The organism is Cribrihabitans marinus (assembly GCF_900109035.1).
GTDB classification, from domain to species: Bacteria; Pseudomonadota; Alphaproteobacteria; order Rhodobacterales; family Rhodobacteraceae; genus Cribrihabitans; species Cribrihabitans marinus.
In genome coordinates, this window is sequence record NZ_FNYD01000007.1 from 180,723 (window position 1) to 199,699 (window position 18,977).

At 67.2% G+C, this 18,977-nt stretch carries 23 protein-coding genes; 9 read left to right on the forward strand and 14 right to left on the reverse strand.

All coding sequences use genetic code 11. The annotated features are described in order from the left end of the window. The first annotated feature begins 17 nt into the window (after positions 1 to 17). Complete coding sequence (locus tag BMX57_RS13095) at positions 18 to 473, forward strand: GFA family protein (RefSeq protein WP_092367724.1); 456 nt, start codon at positions 18 to 20, stop codon at positions 471 to 473. 10 nt (positions 474 to 483) lie between these two features. Here the strand turns inward: BMX57_RS13095 and BMX57_RS13100 are convergent, their stop codons facing one another. Together BMX57_RS13100 and BMX57_RS13105 are read right to left on the reverse strand one after the other, a co-directional pair. Further along, positions 484 to 828, reverse strand: a complete 345-nt coding sequence (locus tag BMX57_RS13100) for an antibiotic biosynthesis monooxygenase family protein (RefSeq protein ID WP_092367727.1) — start codon at positions 826 to 828, stop codon at positions 484 to 486. After that, entirely contained in the window at positions 825 to 1,148 is a 324-nt protein-coding gene (locus tag BMX57_RS13105) for an NIPSNAP family protein (protein WP_092367730.1), read from the reverse strand. The genes BMX57_RS13100 and BMX57_RS13105 overlap by 4 nt, the downstream gene beginning before the upstream one ends. A gap of 76 nt (positions 1,149 to 1,224) precedes the next feature. On the opposite strand from BMX57_RS13105, the gene BMX57_RS13110 reads away from it, so the two are divergent. Both BMX57_RS13110 and BMX57_RS13115 read left to right on the forward strand, forming a co-directional pair. Beyond that, entirely contained in the window at positions 1,225 to 1,911 is a 687-nt protein-coding gene (locus tag BMX57_RS13110) for an ArsR/SmtB family transcription factor (protein WP_092367733.1), read from the forward strand. A gap of 464 nt (positions 1,912 to 2,375) precedes the next feature. After that, positions 2,376 to 3,281: a LysR family transcriptional regulator gene (locus BMX57_RS13115; RefSeq protein ID WP_092367736.1), complete on the forward strand. Its 906-nt coding sequence runs from the start codon at positions 2,376 to 2,378 to the stop codon at positions 3,279 to 3,281. 83 nt (positions 3,282 to 3,364) lie between these two features. On the opposite strand, the gene BMX57_RS13120 is transcribed toward BMX57_RS13115, so the two are convergent. Genes BMX57_RS13120 through BMX57_RS13135 form a run of 4 tightly spaced genes read right to left on the reverse strand, consistent with a single transcriptional unit; the run spans position 3,365 to position 6,296 of the window. Further along, complete coding sequence (locus BMX57_RS13120) at positions 3,365 to 4,282, reverse strand: OmpA family protein (protein ID WP_092367739.1); 918 nt, start codon at positions 4,280 to 4,282, stop codon at positions 3,365 to 3,367. Then, positions 4,279 to 4,851: a peroxidase-related enzyme gene (locus BMX57_RS13125; protein ID WP_092367742.1), complete on the reverse strand. Its 573-nt coding sequence runs from the start codon at positions 4,849 to 4,851 to the stop codon at positions 4,279 to 4,281. The genes BMX57_RS13120 and BMX57_RS13125 overlap by 4 nt, the downstream gene beginning before the upstream one ends. Positions 4,852 to 4,866: 15 nt before the next feature. Then, a complete protein-coding gene (locus tag BMX57_RS13130) occupies positions 4,867 to 5,577 on the reverse strand; it encodes a GNAT family N-acetyltransferase (RefSeq protein WP_092367745.1) in 711 nt (236 codons plus the stop codon). After that, positions 5,574 to 6,296 carry a competence/damage-inducible protein A gene (locus BMX57_RS13135; RefSeq protein WP_092367748.1) on the reverse strand — a complete coding sequence of 241 codons (723 nt, stop codon included), beginning with the start codon at positions 6,294 to 6,296 and terminating at the stop codon, positions 5,574 to 5,576. Before BMX57_RS13135 ends, BMX57_RS13130 begins: the two co-directional genes overlap by 4 nt. Positions 6,297 to 6,343: 47 nt before the next feature. Here BMX57_RS13135 and sfsA point away from each other — a divergent pair, with 47 nt between their 5' ends. Beyond that, positions 6,344 to 7,081, forward strand: coding sequence for a DNA/RNA nuclease SfsA (gene sfsA, locus BMX57_RS13140; RefSeq protein ID WP_092367751.1), 738 nt, complete (start codon positions 6,344 to 6,346; stop codon positions 7,079 to 7,081). Positions 7,082 to 7,119: 38 nt separating this feature from the next. Then, positions 7,120 to 7,932 carry a type I methionyl aminopeptidase gene (gene map / locus BMX57_RS13145; protein WP_092367754.1) on the forward strand — a complete coding sequence of 271 codons (813 nt, stop codon included), beginning with the start codon at positions 7,120 to 7,122 and terminating at the stop codon, positions 7,930 to 7,932. Here the strand turns inward: map and BMX57_RS13150 are convergent. Genes BMX57_RS13150 through BMX57_RS13165 form a run of 4 tightly spaced genes read right to left on the reverse strand, consistent with a single transcriptional unit; the run spans position 7,920 to position 10,544 of the window. Beyond that, a complete protein-coding gene (locus BMX57_RS13150; protein ID WP_229724245.1) occupies positions 7,920 to 8,090 on the reverse strand; it encodes a hypothetical protein in 171 nt (56 codons plus the stop codon). The genes map and BMX57_RS13150 overlap by 13 nt on opposite strands. A 20-nt stretch (positions 8,091 to 8,110) precedes the next feature. Further along, positions 8,111 to 8,782 (reverse strand): HAD family hydrolase, encoded by a 672-nt coding sequence (locus BMX57_RS13155; RefSeq protein ID WP_092367760.1) that lies wholly within the window; start codon positions 8,780 to 8,782, stop codon positions 8,111 to 8,113. After that, positions 8,779 to 9,336: a 16S rRNA (guanine(966)-N(2))-methyltransferase RsmD gene (gene rsmD, locus BMX57_RS13160; protein ID WP_092367763.1), complete on the reverse strand. Its 558-nt coding sequence runs from the start codon at positions 9,334 to 9,336 to the stop codon at positions 8,779 to 8,781. The genes BMX57_RS13155 and rsmD overlap by 4 nt, the downstream gene beginning before the upstream one ends. Then, positions 9,333 to 10,544: an NAD(P)/FAD-dependent oxidoreductase gene (locus BMX57_RS13165; RefSeq protein WP_092367766.1), complete on the reverse strand. Its 1,212-nt coding sequence runs from the start codon at positions 10,542 to 10,544 to the stop codon at positions 9,333 to 9,335. The genes rsmD and BMX57_RS13165 overlap by 4 nt, the downstream gene beginning before the upstream one ends. A gap of 94 nt (positions 10,545 to 10,638) precedes the next feature. Between BMX57_RS13165 and BMX57_RS13170 the strand changes: the two genes are divergently transcribed. The 3 genes from BMX57_RS13170 to BMX57_RS13180 all read left to right on the forward strand — a co-directional run bounded on the left by BMX57_RS13170 (position 10,639) and on the right by BMX57_RS13180 (position 13,265). Then, positions 10,639 to 11,124: a peroxiredoxin gene (locus tag BMX57_RS13170; RefSeq protein ID WP_092367769.1), complete on the forward strand. Its 486-nt coding sequence runs from the start codon at positions 10,639 to 10,641 to the stop codon at positions 11,122 to 11,124. A gap of 102 nt (positions 11,125 to 11,226) precedes the next feature. Beyond that, positions 11,227 to 12,081: a 3-mercaptopyruvate sulfurtransferase gene (gene sseA, locus BMX57_RS13175; RefSeq protein ID WP_092367772.1), complete on the forward strand. Its 855-nt coding sequence runs from the start codon at positions 11,227 to 11,229 to the stop codon at positions 12,079 to 12,081. Further along, a complete protein-coding gene (locus tag BMX57_RS13180) occupies positions 12,081 to 13,265 on the forward strand; it encodes an amino acid aminotransferase (RefSeq protein ID WP_092367775.1) in 1,185 nt (394 codons plus the stop codon). The genes sseA and BMX57_RS13180 overlap by 1 nt, the downstream gene beginning before the upstream one ends. Before the next feature lie 82 nt (positions 13,266 to 13,347). Here BMX57_RS13180 and amt read toward each other — a convergent pair whose 3' ends face one another. Together amt and BMX57_RS13190 are read right to left on the reverse strand one after the other, a co-directional pair. Further along, a complete protein-coding gene (gene amt / locus BMX57_RS13185) occupies positions 13,348 to 14,661 on the reverse strand; it encodes an ammonium transporter (RefSeq protein WP_092367778.1) in 1,314 nt (437 codons plus the stop codon). A 35-nt stretch (positions 14,662 to 14,696) separates the two neighbouring features. Then, positions 14,697 to 15,035: a P-II family nitrogen regulator gene (locus BMX57_RS13190; RefSeq protein ID WP_092367780.1), complete on the reverse strand. Its 339-nt coding sequence runs from the start codon at positions 15,033 to 15,035 to the stop codon at positions 14,697 to 14,699. 258 nt (positions 15,036 to 15,293) lie between these two features. Here BMX57_RS13190 and BMX57_RS13195 point away from each other — a divergent pair, with 258 nt between their 5' ends. Continuing rightward, on the forward strand, positions 15,294 to 17,468 hold the full coding sequence (locus BMX57_RS13195) for a transglycosylase domain-containing protein (protein ID WP_092367783.1): 2,175 nt from the start codon (positions 15,294 to 15,296) through the stop codon (positions 17,466 to 17,468). A 15-nt stretch (positions 17,469 to 17,483) separates the two neighbouring features. Here the strand turns inward: BMX57_RS13195 and BMX57_RS13200 are convergent, their stop codons facing one another. Both BMX57_RS13200 and BMX57_RS13205 read right to left on the reverse strand, forming a co-directional pair. Further along, positions 17,484 to 18,092 carry an MlaC/ttg2D family ABC transporter substrate-binding protein gene (locus BMX57_RS13200; protein ID WP_092367786.1) on the reverse strand — a complete coding sequence of 203 codons (609 nt, stop codon included), beginning with the start codon at positions 18,090 to 18,092 and terminating at the stop codon, positions 17,484 to 17,486. Beyond that, positions 18,082 to 18,924 (reverse strand): MlaA family lipoprotein, encoded by an 843-nt coding sequence (locus tag BMX57_RS13205; protein WP_092367789.1) that lies wholly within the window; start codon positions 18,922 to 18,924, stop codon positions 18,082 to 18,084. The genes BMX57_RS13200 and BMX57_RS13205 overlap by 11 nt, the downstream gene beginning before the upstream one ends. Between the last annotated feature and the right edge of the window lie 53 nt (positions 18,925 to 18,977).

Sequence of the window (18,977 nt, forward strand, 5' to 3'; positions counted from 1 at the left end):
CCCAAGGAGGCCTTGCGATGGCGCATCCCGATTTCCCGCTTACCGGTTCCTGCCGCTGCGGCGGCGTGACCATCGAGGTGTCCGCGCCGCCCATGCTGACCGCCGTGTGCCATTGCAAGGGCTGTCAGCGGATGAGCAGCAGCGCCTATTCGCTGACCGCGATCTTCCCGGCCCCGGCATTTTCGGTGACCGGCGGCACTCCGGTGATCGCCGGTGCCAAGGGGCCGGAACAACACCATTACCACTGCCCCGACTGCATGAGCTGGATGTTCACGCGGATCGAAAGCGTCGACGCCATCGTCAATGTCCGCCCGACCATGTTCGACGACGCGGCCTGGGTCACGCCCTTCATCGAGACCATGACGCGGGACAAGCTGCCCTGGGTGCAGGTACCGGCCAGGCACAGTTTCGAGGAATTTCCGTCGATGGACGAATTCCAGGCGCTGGCCGCCGAGTTCGCCGGCCAGTCCTGACGCCGCGCGGTCAGCCATGCGCCGCGCGGCTGTCCTCGGGCGCCTGGTCGCGGTCGTGCATCCCGTAGTCGCGGATCACGCCAGCCACCCGCAGGCGGTAATCGGCGAAATACCCGCCCCGCCCCCGGGCCTGCGCGCCGCGATGGCCCGGCAGTTGACGCCAGCGGGCCACAGCCGCCTCGTCCTCCCAGAAGGACAGCGACAGGAGCTTGCCGGGGGTGGTGAGGCTTTCGAACCGCTCGACCGAGATGAACCCCTCGACCCCGTCGAGAAGCGCGCGCATCTCGGCGGCCAGGTCGAGATAGGCCTGCCTCTGGCCCTCGGCGGGTTCGACTTCGAATATGACGGCGATCATCCCGCGCTCCCATGTGGTGTGGACACCAGCCTGAGCCAGGTCCGGTCCTCCCGCAACAGGAACTTGCGGGACCGTGCGAAGGCATAGTTCTCCTGCCCCAGCGGATCGGCGGCAAGGCGGGCGCGATAGGCTTCGTATTCTGCCAGGTCGGGGATGTTGTAGATGCCGTAGGCCAGAGTCGAGGATCCCTCATGCGGTGCGAAATATCCGATCAGGTCGGCCCCGCAGCGGGGAATGGCGCGGCCCCAGGTCCGGGCGTATTGCACGAAATCGTCGTGCTTGGTCGGGTCGATCCGGTAGCGGATCACGCAGGTCAGCATCGGCTTTCTCCGTTTGTGTGGACACCGGAGAGACTAGAGGCTAGCCGCGATGGGATGCTTCGGCTAAGATCGAATAATGAAAGACGGACCCGACATCGCCCGCATCGCCGCCCTGATCGGCGACCCCGCCCGCGCCAACATGCTGGGCGCGCTGATGTCCGGCAAGGCGCTGACCGCGACCGAGCTGGCCCAGGAGGCGGGCATCACCCCGCAGACCGCCAGCTCGCATCTGGGCAAGCTGCTCGAGGGTGGGTTGCTGCATCTGCGCGGACAGGGACGGCACCGGTATTACAGCCTGTCGGGCAGCGACGTGGCCGAGACGCTGGAAAGCCTGATGGGCCTGGCCGCCGGGCGCGGGCATCTGCGCACCCGAACCGGGCCGCGCGACCCGGCCCTGCGCGAGGCGCGGGTGTGCTACAACCACCTGGCCGGCGCGCGCGGTGTCGCGATGTTCCGGGCCCTGCGCGCGGCGGGGCATCTGACCGAAGCGGATGGCGTGATCGACCTGACCGAGGGCGGGCGCCGGTTTTCCGAGGAATTCGGCATCGACCTGGCCGCGCTGGAGCGCGGCCGCGCACCGCTTTGCCGGCCATGCCTGGACTGGAGCGTACGCGAGACACATCTTGCCGGATCGCTGGGGCGAGCGCTGCTGGCACGAATGGAAACGCTGGGCTGGGTCGGCCGCGAGCCGGGCAGCCGGGTGATCCGCTTCACCCGCAAGGGCCAGGCGGGCTTCGACGCGGCGTTTCCCGCCACGCCGTAAACGGGGACAGATCCACCTACCCGACGCTGATGGTGATCACTTCCGACACGACCGGCGATTCACTCTGCGCGTGGCCGGCATCGCCCAGCACCGGTTGCAGCGTGTGCGGCCGAGGCGGGCGCGACGGGCAGAAGGGCGGCCCAGGTCGCGATCACGGTTCCAATCATCTCTCTTCTCGTTTCTGGCCGGGTCAAGAAGATCACAAGGCCGCGGGCTGACGAGGGTGCCGGCGCATCGGCCTCAAGGGGATATCCCGGGTCCCCGGTGCCATGTTTCTGCCCCTTGCCGGCCACATATCGCCCCCCGGAAAGCAGGCGAAACCCCGCCACTCCACGCTGTTTCCTTGTTTCCGGGTTGCAAACGATCCCGGTTGAAACCCTGATATTATCCCATCCCCGCCCCGATCTCGCCAAGATTGGCCGCGATAACACGTCTCCAACGACAAATAATCCGAGGGACCGGGAATGGATCGACTGACCGAAATGGAGGCATTCGCCAATGTGGTGGACCAGGGCGGGTTCACCGATGCCGCGAAGAAGATGGGCATCTCGAAATCGGCCGTGTCGAAACACGTCTCGAGCCTGGAGGCGCGGCTTGGCGCCCGGCTGTTGAACCGCACCACCCGCCGGGTGTCCCCGACCGAGATCGGCCTGGCCTATTACGATCGCGCGCGCCGCGTGCTCAACGACGCCGGCGAGGCCGACGCGCTGGTCACTTCGATGCAGTCCGCTCCCTCGGGCCTGCTCCGGATCAGCGTCGCCACCGATTTCGGCGTCAACCACCTGTCCCCGGTCCTGTCGGATTTCCTGGCCGACTTTCCAGACATCACCATCAACATGGTTCTCAACAACCGCTATGTCGAACTGATCTCGGAAGGGTTCGACATGGCCGTGCGCATCGGCGAGCTGGAGGACAGCACCCTGCGCGCGCGCAAGCTGACCGAGACCACGAAGCGGATGATCGCCGCCCCCGCCTACTTCGAGCAGTATGGTCGACCGCAGAAGATCGACGACCTGAACGAACACAAGCTTCTGCATTACTCCAGCCAGTCCAGCGGCAACGTCTGGAAGCTGACCGCGCCGTCGGGCGAGAAACGGCAGGTCCGGACCGCCGGCTGGCTCAGCGTCAATGACGGGCAATCGCTGCTGAACGCGGCGATCTCGGGTCTCGGGATCGCCTATCTTCCCAGCTATCTCTATGCCGACGCGCTGAAGAGCGGCCTGGTCGAGGATGCGATGCCGTCCTTGCCGGACGAGGTGCAGGGGGTCTATGCGGTCTATCCGCCGGGCCGCTTCACCCAGCCCAAGGTGCGCGCCTTCATCGATTTCCTGGTCCATACCTATGCCGAAAAAGGGCCCATGGACTGGTAGATACGGTCTCCAACTTCCCTTGGTGAGCCAAACTGCCCGCGCCGGATCCCGGTTGCGGGCCTTCTTTCACGCGTCGGGCGGCGTCAAGGCAACAGCAACACCGCCTCGACCCGCCGGTTGGCCTCACGCCCCTGGGGCGTGGCATTCGTGGTCAGCGGCGCGAGATACCCCGCGCCGGCGGTTTCGATGCGCGCTTCGTCCAGTCCCAGCTCGTCCACAAGGCGCCGGCGCACGGCATCGGCCCGGCGCTTGCCCAGGGCGATGTTGTCGGCCAGACGGCCCACGGCATCGGTATGGCCGACCAGCACGATCCGCATCTCGGGCTGTTCCGCCATCAAAGTGGCCAGTGCCCGAAGCGACCCGTATGGGCCGGCGCCGAGAACGTCCGATCCGGTGGCGAAATCCAGATCCGCCAGGATTGCGCGCCCGTTCCGCTGCAAGGCATCTGCCAGATCCTCTCCCGTTCGGACAGGTGGCGCCACGGGCGATACGTCCGGTGCGACAGTGGCCGGCGCGTCCTCGCCGGGTGGCGTGACGCGGATCATCTGGACATAGATCAGCCCCGACACGCGGCTGACCAGAACGCTTAGCCCGGCCTCGCCCGCGACGGCGGACAGGAACCGGTAATCGCGGTTGGCGACATACATGTCCGGGGCCGGGATCACCTCGGTGGCAAAGCGAAAATCGAACCCGCCGCAGGCCCGCGCGTCGCAATCCAGCAGGATGTCATATCCCGCCTCGGCGATCTGCGCCCGGAGCGGCGCCAGAACCTGCAGCGGCGTGCGCGAGCCGCCGCGGATCCGCCAGCTCAGCCGCTCGACCCGGCCTTCGAGTTTCAGCGTGGCGATCCCGTCCGGGCCATGCGGCCCGACAGGAAGCGCATAGCTGTCGAGCGACCGCACGCGCTCGGCCAATTGCTGCGCGCCCGCGGGCAGCGTCAACTCCTGCGCCGCGCCGGGTCCGGCAAGCAGGCAGGCCAGCAGGCCGAATACGCGCCTCATCTGGCCTGCGCGTGATACTCGGGATTGGGCTTCATCGCGGTGGCGCTGGCCACCCGGTTCGTCATGTTGAAGAACCCCGCCACGGCGGCGATGTCCCAGATGTCGCGGTCGCTGAACCCGACCTCGCGCAGCGCCTGGCGGTCGGCCTCGGTGATCTCGGCGCTTGCGGTTGTCATCTGCGCCGCGAAGTCCAGCATCGCCCGCTGCCGCGCCTCCAGCGGTGCGACCCGGTGGTTCATCACCAGCATCTCGCCCAGTGTCGGATCGCCGGACAATTGACGCACGGCGGCACCGTGGGCAACGAGGCAGTAGAAGCACTTGTTGATCGACGACACCACCACCGCGATCATCTCGCGCTCTAGCTTGCTGAGCGCGCTGTCGGCCAGCATCAGGTCGTTGTACATCGCGGTAAAGGCGTTCAGCTTGTCGATGTCGAAGGCATAGGCCCGGAGCACGTTCGGCACGAAGCCCAGCTTTTCCACGCAGATATCGAAGTAGCGCTGCGTTTCCGCAGGCAGCGGATCGGCCATCGGCAGGTCGAGGGCAGTGGGCAGGCTGGAATCGCTCATGGGCATCGGTCTCCTTCAGTCGAGCCGACGATAATGGTAGGCACCGACAACCTCCATCCCCAGCGCGGCATAAAGCCCGTTCGCGGCCGTGTTGGCCTGCGTGCAGATGACGCTGAGCGTGTCGGCGCCGTTCTCGACCGCCCAGAAGGCGGCGGCGCGCATCATCCAACGGCCCAGCCCCTGCCGCCGCTGGTGGGGCAGGATCTCGACGGCGTGAACCATCGCGGTGCCGGCATGGATCGCCACGAAGCCAACGCCGCCGGGCTTGTCCCGGTGTCGCGCCAGAAGGCCGGTCTTGGGGCCCGGCGCGCGCTCCATCACCGCCAGGCGGCCCGGGCCGATGCCGCCCTGCGCCCAGATCTCGCGCATGATCGCCAGCGGCTCCCACAGGGCAAAGACGGTGACGCGCGGGATCGGGATGTCGGTCAGCTGCGCGGACGGGCAGGCATGGACGTTGACCGGGTCCACGACCGGATAGCCGCGCGCGGCCAACGCAGCGTCGAGAGCGTCTTCGCCGGGTCGGATCATGAAGATTCTCGGCTGGCCCATGTCCCGCATCGCCGCCTCGGCGGCATCGATATCGGCCTCGGTGAACGGACCTTCGGCGCTGGCGGCCGAGACCCGCTGTCCGCCGCCCCGCCCCTCGCGCAGGCGGAAGGGCCCCGCGCGGGTGATGCGCGCGGCAGGCCAGGTGCCGTCGATGACCGCGAACCAGTCGGTGTTCACAAGCCCAGCTCGCCGGCCAGCCGCGTCACCGCCGCGTCGATGCGCCCGCCATCGGTGCCGCGCACGACCACGTTGGCCCCGAAGGCGCCGTTGACCTGGAACGGGTAGCAGCCGATGGACAGGTCGGCGAAATCCGCGGCCAGCTGCGACAGGACCGCCGCGATGTCCCCCTCGCCACGGTTCACCCTCAGCGTCTGCGACAGCAGCGGCGCGCCGCCGGTCAGGGTCGGCACGACGCTGGCCACCATCGCCTGGAATACCAGCGGCACGCCGGCCATCACGTGCACGTTGCCCAGGGTGAAGCCCGGCGCGGTCGAGACCGGGTTGTCGATCAGCCGCGCGCCGTCGGGGATCCGCGCCATGCGCAGCCGCGCCGGGTTCAGCTCCAGACCCGTGCTTTCGTAGTGCCGTTCCAACAGCGCCCGGGCATCGTCGCGCACGTCGATGCCGACGCCAAAGGCCCGCGCGATGCAATCGGCGGTGATGTCGTCATGGGTCGGCCCGATGCCGCCGCTGGTGAACACGTGGTCATAGGCGTCCGACAGTGCCTTGACCGCCGCCACGATGGCGTCGGCCTCGTCGCTGACCACGCGCACTTCCTTGAGGTCGACGCCCTGCTTGGTCAGTTCGCCGGCCAGGTGGTGCATGTTGGCGTCGCGGGTGCGGCCCGACAGGATCTCGTCGCCGATCACCAGCATCGCGGCGGTTGGGTTGGTCATGGCTGCCTCGCTTGATCGCCCTTTACGGCAGGTATAGGCCTGTGCCCATGCGCTTTCAAACCCCCCTTGTTCCCGCCACGCTGATCCGCCGCTACAAGCGCTTCCTGGCCGACTGCCGGTTGGCGGACGGGCGCGAGGTCACGGCCCATTGCGCCAATCCCGGCTCGATGCTGGGCCTCGCGGACCCCGGCGCGCGGATCTGGCTGGAACCCAATGACGACCCGAAGAAGAAGCTGAAATTCGGCTGGCGGCTGGTTGAGCATGACAACGGGCATTTCACCGGGGTCGATACCTCGGTTCCGAACCGGGCGCTGAGGGCCGCGCTGGAGGCCCGGGCGATCCCCGAACTGGCGCAATACGGTACGGTGCGGCCCGAGGTGAAATACGGACAGGCCAGCCGCGTCGATTTCCTGCTCGGCCAGGACGGGGCGCCGGACGCCTATGTCGAGGTCAAAAGCGTCACCCTGTCGCGCGCGCCCGGGCTGGCCGAGTTTCCCGACAGCGTGACCGCCCGCGGGGCGCGGCACCTGGGCGACCTGGCGGCGATGGCCACGCAGGGGCACCGGGCCGTGATGCTCTACCTGGTACAGCGCACCGATTGCGTCCGCTTCGCCGTGGCCGCGGATATCGACCCGACTTATGCCCGGGCCTGCGCCGCGGCGCATGCCGCCGGTGTCGAAACCCTGGTCTACACCACGCGCATTTCGCCCGAAGCCATTGAAATCGGGCCTCCGATCGACCATGTGGACAGCCTGCCTCTGGCCCTTTCCGCGCAGGCGGATTAAAACAGGTGTCGAGACAAGACCGACGGAGCCCCACCCTGATGAAAGAACATCGCGGCCGTCTGACCCGTGACGGCATCCGCATACACGAAAAGGCCGACTTCGCCGGGATGCACGCGGCGGGGGATCTGGCCGCGCGGATCCTGGACGACATCGCCGCGCATGTGTTTCCGGGCCAGACCACCGGCGAGATCGACCGGCAGATCACCGCGATGGTCGAGGCCGCCGGCGCGACCTCGGCCACCATCGGCTACAAGGGGTATCAGCACGCCAGCTGCATCTCGGTCAACCACGTGGTCTGCCACGGCATTCCCGGCGACAAGAAGCTCAAGGACGGCGACATCCTGAATATCGACGTCACCGTGGTCGTCGATGGCTGGTATGGCGACACCAGCCGGATGTATGTCGCGGGCAAGCTGCCGCGCAAGGCCGAGCGGTTGATCCAGGTGACCCATGACGCACTGTTCAAGGGGATCGAGGCGGTCCGCCCCGGCAACACCTTCGGCGACATCGGCCACGCCATCCAGACCTATGTCGAGGCGCACCGGATGAGCGTTGTACGCGATTTCTGCGGTCACGGGCTGGGCCGGGTGTTCCACGCACCGCCCAACGTTCTGCATTACGGCCGCCCCGGCGCGGGCGCGGTTCTGGAAGAGGGCATGTTCTTCACCATCGAGCCGATGGTGAACCTGGGCCGACCCGAGACCAAGACCCTGGCCGACGACTGGACGGCCGTGACCCGCGACAAGTCGCTGTCGGCGCAGTTCGAGCATTCGGTGGGCGTGACGGCGGACGGGGTCGAGATCTTCACCCTGTCGCCGGCCGGCAAGTTCCACCCGACCTACGAGGCCTGATCGCCGTCCTCCTCGGCCCGCAACAACGCCAGCAGCAGCGTTTCGTCGCGCCAGGGAATGACCGTGTCGTGAATGAAGACCGGTCCGCGCCGACGCGGCCGGGCCGTCTTTGCGTCGGTCCGCAGGGCCGGGGTCCGCGCCCACCAGGATGGGGTCATCGCGTGATCCATCCCGCAGACTAGGCCGGTTCCGCCGCCTCGGTCAATCCGGACAGGCCCAGCAGGCGGGGCACCGCGCGCATATCGGCAAAGACCTCGGCCCCGAGCTCGGCCAGCGCGACGCCGTTCCCGTGTGGCGCGTAGCCGAGGCAACGCATACCCGCCCGCCGCGCCGCCAGCACGCCGCTGCGGCTGTCCTCGATCACCACCGGCGCCTGCGCATCGAAATGCCGGGCGGCGGCCTGGAACAGGGCCGGGTCGGGCTTGCTGACCCCCAGCTCGTAGGCCGAGAAGATCGCGCCTTCGAACCGGTCCCACAGGCCGGTCTGCCCCAAGGTGATGCGCATCTTTTTAGGACTGCCGTTCGAGGCCACGCAAAAGGGCAGATCCGCCCGGTCGGCAAGATCCAGCAGGGCATTTATGCCCGGCACCGCCTCGACCCCCTGCGCCAGCCGCGCATGGGTCTCGGCCCGGATCTCGTCCAGCCACTCCTCCGGCAGGTTCGCACCCATGTCGCGTGCGATGTCGCGGACCCCGGCCATGGTTCCACCGACGAACAGCTCCATGCTGCGCGCAAGGTCAAGCTCCAGCCCGTAGCGTGCCAGGTTGTCCACCAGGCATTGGTTGGACGCCGGTTCGCTGTCCACCAGCACCCCGTCACAGTCGAAGATGATCAGGTCATGGGGTGTCATCGGGCCTCCCGCCGCAGCAGAGTGACATGGGTGTCGCCGTATCGCCGTGTGTCCTGCAGGGCAAATCCGGGCGGAGCCGGCATGGCGGCGTGCTCTTCCCAGACCACCAGGGCGCCGGCGGCCAGCCATCCGCCCGCCTCGGCCGCGAGCAGGGCCTTCTCGCCCAGGCCTTTGCCATAGGGCGGGTCGAGGAACACCAGGTCGCAAGGTGTGCCAGGATTGGCCGGCAGTCGCGCGGCGTCGCGGCGGATCAGTTCGGTCCGCTCCGCACAGCCGGTCAGGGCGATGTTGCGCCGGATCAGGTCCTGCGCCACCCGCCCCTGATCGACAAAGGTGGCATGCGCCGCCCCACGCGACAGCGCCTCGAGCCCCAGCGCCCCGGTCCCGGCGAAGAGGTCCAGCACCGCCGCACCCTGAACCGCGTCCAGATGGGTCAGCACGCTGAACAGGCTTTCGCGCACCCGGTCCGAGGTCGGGCGCAGATGCCCCCCGGCATCGCCCTTGCCGACCGAGGCCAGCGCGCGGCCCCGAAAGTCGCCGGCGATGATCCTCACGCTTTCAGCAGGGGTTTGAGATTGGCCTCGGGGTCGGCGACAACCGCGGGGTCGGCGCTCTTGCCCGTCTCGATCAGCCGCTTGCCGACCATGTAGGCGCGCGGATCGTTCATCGCGTCCACCGCCACCAACTCGCCACCTCGATAGTACCAGAAGGACACCGTGTCGCCCTCGCCCTGCCGGGTGACGACCCGGTCATAGCCGGTGTTCAGCCCGGCGATCTGCAGCTTCACGTCATACTGATCCGACCAGAACCACGGCTTTGCCACATACTCGATCCCGGCGCCCAGCATGTTCTGCGCCACCACCTCGGCCTGATCGATGGCGTTGGGCACGCTCTCCAACCGGATGCGGCCACCGCGATAGGGGAAGGAGGTGCAATCGCCCGCCGCCCAGATCGACGGGTCCGAGCTGCGGCCCTGCGCATCGGTGCGGATGCCGTTGTCGATCTCAAGCCCCGCTGCCTCGGCCAGCGCGGTGTCGGGCGCGATGCCCACGCCGACCACGACGAAATCCACCGCCAGGTCGGTGCCGTCGCTCAGCACCGCGCCGGTCACGCGGCCCGCCTCGCCGGTCAGGCGGTCCAGCCCGACACCTTCGCGGATCTCGACACCGTGGCGGTGATGCAGCGCGCGGAAATAGGCGCTGGTCTCGGGCGCGGCCACCCGCTGAAGGATTCGCTCGGCCATCTCGACCACGGTGACATGAACGCCGCGCTTGGCACAGACCGCGGCCGCCTCGAGACCGATATAGCCGCCGCCGACCACCAGCGCGTGGGCGCCTTCGCTGACGGCGGGTGCCATCGCGTCCACATCCGCCAGGTCGCGCACCACATGCACACCCTCCAGATCGCCGCCGATCGCCGCCGGCAGCCGGCGCGGCACCGATCCGGTGGTCAGCGCCAGCTGGTCATAGGCGATCACCTCGTCCGGCAGGGTCACGGTCTTTGCGTCCGGATCAATCGCCGTCACCCGCGTGCCCATCCGCAGATCGATGTCGTTCTCGGCATAGAAGCTCTCGGGTCGCAGGTAGAGCCGTTCGACCTCCATCTCGCCCAGCAGATAGGCCTTGCTGAGCGGCGGGCGCTGATAGGGTGGCACCGGTTCGGCCCCGATCAGGGTGATCCGGCCCTGGAACCCGTCCTTGCGCAGCCGCGCAACCAGCGACGCACCGGCCTGCCCGGCCCCGATCACCACGATATGACTCATGTCCCCCGCACTCCCGAAACCGCTGGTCAGCTTGCGCCGACCAGCTATATGCCGGACAAGGGAGATCCGCAAATCCAACGAAAGGACGTGCAACATGATTTCGATCGGCGACCAACTTCCCGAGGCGAGCCTGACCCGCATGGGCGACAACGGACCCGAACAGGTGAACCTGTCGGACAAGACCAAGGGGCGCAAGGTGGTGATCTTTGCCGTGCCCGGCGCCTTCACGCCGACCTGCCATTCGGCGCATGTGCCCAGCTTCATCCGCACCCGCGACCAGTTCGACGCCAAGGGCGTCGAGGAGATCATCTGCGTCTCGGTCAACGATCCCTTCGTGATGAACGAATGGGGCAAGGCCACCGGCGCGGCAGAGGCCGGGCTGACCATGCTGGGCGATGCCGATTGCGGCTTTACCGACGCCATCGGGATGCGCTTCGACGCGCCGCCGGCCGGGCTTATCGCGAGGTCCAAGCGTTATGCGATGCTGGTCGAGGACAACAAGGTGACCGCGCTGCATCTCGAGGAGAACCCCGGCACCTGCGAGACCTCCGCGGGCGAGGCGCTGCTCGAGGCGATCTGAACCCGGCTCGGCGCGCATGGGGTCCGCGCCGGACCCCGTGCCGCCTTGATCCCGTATCCGGGGACGTATAGGGAATTTCCAGCGTGCAATGCGGAGGTTCCGATGCAGGACGATCCCAAAACCCTGGTGTCCACCGGCTGGCTTGCTACCCATCTGAAGGATCCCGACCTGCGGATCCTGGACGGGTCGTGGTATCTGCCGCAGCAGGACCGGGACGCCCGGGCCGAATACGAGGCGGCCCACATTCCCGGCGCGCGCTTCTTCGACATCGACGAGATCTCGGATCATCGCTCGGACCTGCCGCATATGGTGCCGCCGGTCGAGAAGTTCATGTCGCGCATGCGGGCGATGGGCGTCGGAGACGGGCACCAGGTGGTGGTCTATGACGGCGCCGGGCTGATGTCCGCGGCGCGCGTCTGGTGGCTGTTCAAGCTGATGGGCCAGGACAACGTGGCCGTGCTGGACGGCGGATTTCCCAAGTGGCAGGCCGAAGGCCACCCCGTCGAGGACATGGAACCGATCATCCGCGACCGCCACATGACCGTGCGGCTGCAGAACCACCTGCTGCGCGACGTCACGCAGGTGGCGTCGGCCGCCAAGCTGGGCGATCACGAGATCATCGATGCCCGCGCCGCCGGCCGGTTCTCGGGCCGCGATCCCGAGCCGCGCGAGGGGTTGCGCAGCGGGCATATCCCGGGCTCCAGGAACCTGCCCTATGGCGCGCTGCTGAACGAGGACGGAACGATGAAATCGACCGAAGAGTGCCGCGCGCTGTTCGAGGCCGCCGGCGTCGACCTGTCCAGGCCCGCGATCACCACCTGCGGATCCGGCATCACCGCCGCGATCCTGTCCCTGGCCCTGCACCGGCTGGGCAAGACCGACCACGCGCTTTATGACGGGTCCTGGGCCGAATGGGGCGCCTTCCCCACCCTGCCCGTCGCAACCGGAGACAGCTGATGTTCGAAAGCCTCAAGTCCCAGCCCGCCGACAAGATCCTGGCCCTCATGCAGATGTATCGCGACGACCCGCGCGAGCAGAAGATCGACCTGGGCGTGGGCGTCTACAAGAACGCCGAGGGCGTCACTCCCGTGATGCGCGCCGTCAAGGCCGCCGAGAAGCGCATCTGGGAAGACCAGCAGACCAAGGCCTATACCGGGCTGGCCGGAGACCCGGCCTATGCCGACGCGATGATCGGACTGATCCTGGGCGAGGCGGTTCCGCGCGACCGGATCGCCGCGGTGGCCACTCCCGGCGGCACCGGCGCCTGCCGGCAGGCCTTCGAGCTGATCCGCATGGCCAACCCGGACGCGCGCGTCTTTGTCTCGGACCCGACCTGGCCCAACCACACGTCGATCCTGAACTACCTGGGAATCGAGACCGTCGCCTATCGCTATTTCGACGATGAGACGCGCGGCGTCGATTTCGGCGGCATGATCGAAGATCTGAAACAGGCCCGCGCCGGCGACGTGGTGCTGCTGCATGGCTGTTGCCACAATCCGACCGGCGCCAATCTGAACATGGTCGAGTGGCAGGCGGTGGTTGATCTGATCAACGAACGCGGGCTGATCGCGATGATCGACATCGCCTATCAGGGGTTCGGCGACGGGCTGGACGCGGATGCCGCCGCGACCCGGCTGGTGGCCGGCTCGGTCAAGGAATGCCTGATCGCGGCCAGCTGTTCCAAGAATTTCGGGGTCTACCGCGAACGTACCGGTCTGCTGATGGCGGTCAGCGCCGATGCGGCGCAGACGGATCTGAACCAGAAGACGCTGGCATTTCTCAATCGCCAGAACTACTCGTTCCCGCCCGATCACGGGGCGCGGGTGGTCACCACGATCCTGACCGACGACGCGCTACGCGCGGACTGGGCGGCCGAGTTGGAGGAGGTGCGCAAGTCGATGCTGGGCCTGCGCCAGCAGCTGGCCGACGAGCTCCAGCGGCTGACCGGGTCCGACCGGTTCGGCTTCATCGCGCAGCACCGCGGCATGTTCTCGCGCCTGGGCACCACGCCGGAGCTGGTCGAGAAGATGCGCACCGAGCACGGCATCTACATGGTCGGCGACAGCCGCATGAACATCGCCGGGCTGAACGCGCGTACCGTGCCGATCCTGGCGCAGGCCATCGTCGACGTGGGCGTCTGATCCCGAACCGGAAGAATGAAGAACCGCGGACGCGAAAAACCCGGGCCTGGGCCCGGGTTTTCCGTCTCAACCGGTATGGGCCTCAGCCCTTGGCGAATTCCGGATAGGCCTCCATGCCCAGTTCCGCCATGTCGAGGCCGTTGATCTCTTCCTCTTCCCCGACACGCAGGCCGACGGTCGCCTTGAGGATCATGAAGACCACGTAGCTGACCACGAAGACGAAGGCGCCGATGGCGGCGAAGCCGATGATCTGGGTGACGAAGCTGGCCTCGTCATTGGTCCAGGCCACGATGAAGGTGCCCCAGAACCCGGCGATCAGGTGGACCGGGATGGCGCCGACCACGTCGTCGATCCGCATCCGGTCCAGCATCGGCACGGTGAAGACCGCGATGACGCCACCGATACCGCCGATGATCAGTGCCTGGAACAGGCTGGGCGCCAGCGGCTCGGCGGTGATCGAGACCAGACCCGCCAGCGCACCGTTCAGGACCATGGTCAGGTCGGTCTTGCCGTACATCACCTGGGTCAGGACCATCGCGGCAACGGCGCCGGCAGCCGCGGCCATGTTGGTGTTGGCGAAGATCTGCGCCACGGCATCGGCATCCTCCAGCGTGCCCATCGCCAGCTGCGAGCCCCCGTTGAAGCCGAACCAGCCGAGCCACAGGATGAACGTGCCGAGCGTCGCCAGCGCCAGGTTGGAGCCGGGGATCGGCACGACGCGGCCATCCTTGGCGTATTTTCCGATCCGGGGACCCAGAACCAGGGCGCCGGCCAGCGCGGCGAAGCCGCCCGTCGCATGCACCAGCGTCGAGCCGGCGAAGTCGGCAAAGCCGATCTGGCTCAGCCAGCCACCGCCCCACTGCCAGGATGCCTCGGTCGGGTAGATCACGCCGGTCAGCACCACGACGAAGGCCAGGAAGGGCCATAGCTTGACCCGCTCGGCCATGGTGCCAGACACGATCGAGGCGGTGGTGGCGCAGAACATCAGCTGAAAGAAGAAGTCGGATGCGTTGGAGTATCCGCCCGCGTCGATGTCAGACTTGATGTCCTTGGGGCCGATGGTGCCAAAGACGCCTTCGATGATCCAGTTGCCGTCACCGGGATACATGATGTTGTAGCCGATCAGCCAGTACATGATCGCGGCCAGCGAGAACAGGCCCATGTTCTTGGTCAGCTGCATGGTCACGTTCTTGGACCGCACCAGCCCGGCCTCGAGCATGGCAAAGCCGGCGGCCATCCAGAACACCAGGAAGCCACCCACCAGGAACAGCAGCGAGTTGAGGATGAATTGCGTCTGCGCGGCGGCGGCCCCCTCAGGTGCGGCCTCCTGCGCCAGGCCCAGTTGCGGCAGCGCAATCAGCGCGGCGGCGGGGGCGAGTGTCTTGATCAGGTTCATAGGTCCCATTCCCTTGAAAATTCGGTTTGGCGCGCTCAGATCGCGTCCTCGTTGGTTTCGCCGGTGCGCACGCGCATCGCCTGCGCCACGTCCAGCACGAAAATCTTGCCGTCGCCGATCTTGCCGGTCTTGGCGGTGCCGGCGATGGTCTCGACCACCTGGTCGGCCATCCCGGCCGGCACGACGAGTTCCAGCTTGACCTTGGGCACGAAATTCACGGCGTATTCGGCCCCGCGGTAGATCTCGGTGTGGCCGGATTGCGATCCGAACCCCTTGATCTCGGTCACCATCATGCCGCGCACGCCGATCCCGGTCAGCGCCTCGCGGACCTCCTCGAGCTTGAACGGCTTGATTGTCGCAATGATGAGTCTCACGTCTTTCCCCTTCACTCCGCAGGCTTGGCCCTGCATTTCGCACATGCAGAAAAAAGCGCGCCAGAGGGGCGACGGGGAGGGATGAGGGTCGGATTCCGGTCCGGATTCCGGTCCGGTTGCATATTTTTTGCACATCTTGCCTCCAACGCACAAAAAATAGGCGGTTGCGAAAGGCAAATTCTTCTGCGAATGCACCTCAACACTCGGGCCGTGCCGGGCTATGGTGCGCGCAGACAAAGAAACCGGGCAGGGTTCAGCATGAGCGAGTCGAAGCGGCGCAGACCGCAGTTGGTCGCCGACAAGAGATACGGCACCGCCAGCCGCAAGAAGGCGCCGGCAAAGAGCAGATCAACCACAAAGCGCCGCGCGCCGCGCAAACCCGCCCGTCGGGGGCCGCGCGGCCCGAGGCGCGGCGGCCCCATCGGCGCGCTGCGGCGCCTGTTCCGCTGGGTCTTCGGCCTGATCTGGGGGTTCTTCTGGCGCGTCGGCATGGTGGTGCTGCTGCTGACGGCGATTGCCGTGGGATATATCTATACCACTCTGCCGGATGCGCGGGCGCTGCTGGACGGGCGGGCGCGCGGGTCGGTGACAATGCTGGACCGGAACGGCGACGTCTTCGCCTGGCGCGGCGACCAGTTCGGCGGCGTGATCACCGCCGACACCGTATCACCGCATCTCAAGAACGCGGTCATCGCCACCGAAGACAAGCGATTCTATTACCACCTGGGCGTCAGCCCGCGAGGCGTGGCCAGCGCCATCCGCATCAACCTGAGCGAGGGGCGCGGTCCGCTCTCGGGTCATGGCGGTTCGACCATCACCCAGCAGACTGCCAAGCTGATCTGCCTGGGCGTACCCTACGACCAGACCAAATGGGAATCCGAGGCGGAATACGAAGCCGATTGCCGCCGGGGATCGTTGTGGCGCAAGGTCAAGGAGGCGGTCTATGCCCTGGCGATGGAGGCGCGCTACAGCAAGGACGAGATCCTGACAATCTATCTCAACCGGGCTTTCCTGGGCGCGGGTGCCCGGGGGTTCGAGGCGGCCAGCCAGCGCTATTTCGGCAAGTCCGCGGCCGAGGTCGATCCGGCCGAGTCGGCGATGCTGGCCGGGCTGCTGGTGGCGCCGACGCGTTATGCTCCCACGAACAACCTGCAGCGCAGCCAGGACCGCGCAACCGTCATCGTCGGCCTGATGGGCGAGCAGGGCTACCTGACCGCGGAGCAGGTAAACCAGGCACGCAATTCGCCGGCCGTCCTGTCCGAGGCTGCGGCGGCCCGGGCCGGCGGGTATTTTGCCGACTGGGTGATGAGCGAGATCCCCGACTATTTCGGCGACAACACCACCGAGGACGTGGTGATCCGCACGACGCTGGACCAGAACATCCAGAGCGCGGTCGAGGAGGCGATGAAGTTCATCTTTCAGGAGAAGGTGCACGAGGACTCCGAGGCGCAGGCCGCGATCGTGGTGATGTCGGCCGACGGTGCGGTGCGCGGCATGGTCGGCGGGCGCAAGACCCGCGTGTCGGGCGTGTTCAACCGCGCCACCCAGGCGCAGCGGCAGACCGGTTCGGCGTTCAAGCCATTCGTCTATGCCACCGCGCTGGACCTGGGCCACTCGCCGCTGGCCACGGTAGTGGACGAGCCCTATTGCATCGACGTGCCTGGCTCGGGCCGCTACTGCCCCAAGAACTACACGCGCAAGAACTATGGCCGGGTCACGCTGACCGACGCGCTGAAGCGCTCGCTGAACATCCCGGCGGTCAAGGTGTCCGAGGCGGTGGGCCGCGACAAGGTGCGGCTGGTGGCCAGCGAGTTCGGTCTGGCCAGCGATCTGGCGGCGGGACCGGCGCTGGCGCTCGGTGCGTCCGAAAGCACCCTGATCGGGATGACCGGCGCCTATGCGGGCATCCTGAACGGCGGCTCGGCGGTAACGCCCTATGGCATCGTGGAACTGACCCTGCAGGGTGATCCCGATCCGGTGATGGGGGCCGAAGGCGGCATCCGCGAGCGGGTGATCCAGAAGGAGGCGGCGGGCCAGCTGATCTGGATGATGGAGAAGGTGATCTCGGAAGGCACGGGCACACGGGCGCAATTGCCCGGCTGGCAGGCGGCGGGCAAGACCGGCACCAGCCAGGAGGCGCGCGACGCCTGGTTCGTGGGCTTCACCTCGCAATATGTGGCCGGGGTCTGGATGGGCTATGACGACAACACGCCGCTGTCGGGGGTCACAGGCAGCGGCCTGCCCGCCGAGATCTGGAAGGAGACCATGCTGCGCGTGCATGAGGGGCTGGAGCCCGAGCCGCTGCCGCTGATCGTGCCGCAGCAGCCGGTCCGGCAGACCGAGCAGCGCCCGCAGCCGCAGCGCCAGCAACCTGGCGGCGGCGGACTGGGTCAGGCGGTGGACAACCTGCTGCGCGGAATCTTCGGCAATTGAGGCCGGCCGGCCGTCTCAGCCCGCGCCGGCCAGGTCGCGGGTCAGCTGGTCGAGATTGCCGCCGCGCCGGTCGAGCATCGCACCGATCTCGGTGCGCTCGGTCAGCAGCAGGTTCACGCCCTCGATGAACATGTTGAAGAACTTGTCGCGCCCGGACTTGTCCGAGACCAGGAATGTCACCTCGAACGGCGCCTCGCCGCGCAGCTTGACGGTGCTGCGCACCTCGTAGCCCGCGCGGATCGGGCGCGTCGAGGTCACGGTGACCTGCCCGCCGATGAATTCGCGGAAACGGCGGCCGTACTTGCGCGCGATATAGCCCTGGAACGCCTCGGTGAAGGCATTGAGCTGCGACCGGCTTGCGCTGCGGGCATCCACGCCCAGCGCATAGCGCGCCATGATCGGCACGTCGGCATAACGCACGAAGAGCCGTTCGAAATCGCGCAGCATCGCAGCCTCGGACTGGCCCGAGGCGATGACGCGGTTGATCTCGGCCACGACACTGTCGACCAGCTGACGCGCCCCGGCCTCGGTCAGCGCCAGCGCCGGCAAAGGCATCGCGGCCAGACCGGCCCCGGCCAGCGACGAGGTCAGGAAAAGGCGGCGGGAAAACGGGTTACTGGGCATAGGGGTCCTCGTAGGGATCTGAGTAAGGGTCGGCATAGGGATCGGCGGCAGTTGCCGGATCGACCGGGGTTCCGGTGTCGGCATAGGGATCGGAATACAGGTCAAGATAGGCCGCCTCGTCATCCGATGCCAGTTCGAAGCGGCGCGACTGCATGTAGATCAGCCGGGACTGCGCATAGCTGTCGGCACTTTCATAGAGAATCGAGTCGATGGTGTCGGAGTATCGTCCGCGGTTGCCCATCCGGCGAACAACCTCGGCCCAGACCCCGGCATTGTCCACCGCCCGGGTGGGCGAGAAGGTCAGCGGGCTGGTGAACAGGTTCACCACCACCCCCACCGCATCGCGCCGGGTACTGGGGCCATAGAGCGGCAGCTCGACATAGGGGCCCTCGCCGAAGCCCCAGACATGGAGCGTCTCGCCGAAATCGGTGTCGATCTGCGGGATGTTCATCTCGGTCGCCGGATCGAACAGCCCCGCAACACCGAAGGTCGAGTTCAGCAGGAACCGTCCCAGGGCGATCCCGGCCTCCCGCGGTTTGCCCTGCAGCAGGTAGTCGACCATCATGCTGGGGTTGGACAGGTTCTCGGCGAAGTTGTTGAAGCTGGTGACCATCGGCGCCGGAACGACCGCGACGTAGCCCTTCGAGGCGGGCCGGAAGAACACCCGGTCCACGCCGCGGTTGAAGCCATGAACGCCTCGATTGACGTTTTCGTAGGGGTCGAAGATCTCGTTGCTGCCGCGCTGTTCGGGCGGTTTCGTGGCGCATCCCGACAGGACAAGGGCCAGGGTCAGCGGGGCGATCAGCAGGTGCGCGCGGCGCAAAATGTTCATTCCAAATGCTTCCGTTCGAACGGTTCGGCCCGCCGAATGCGGGAACCCCCGAT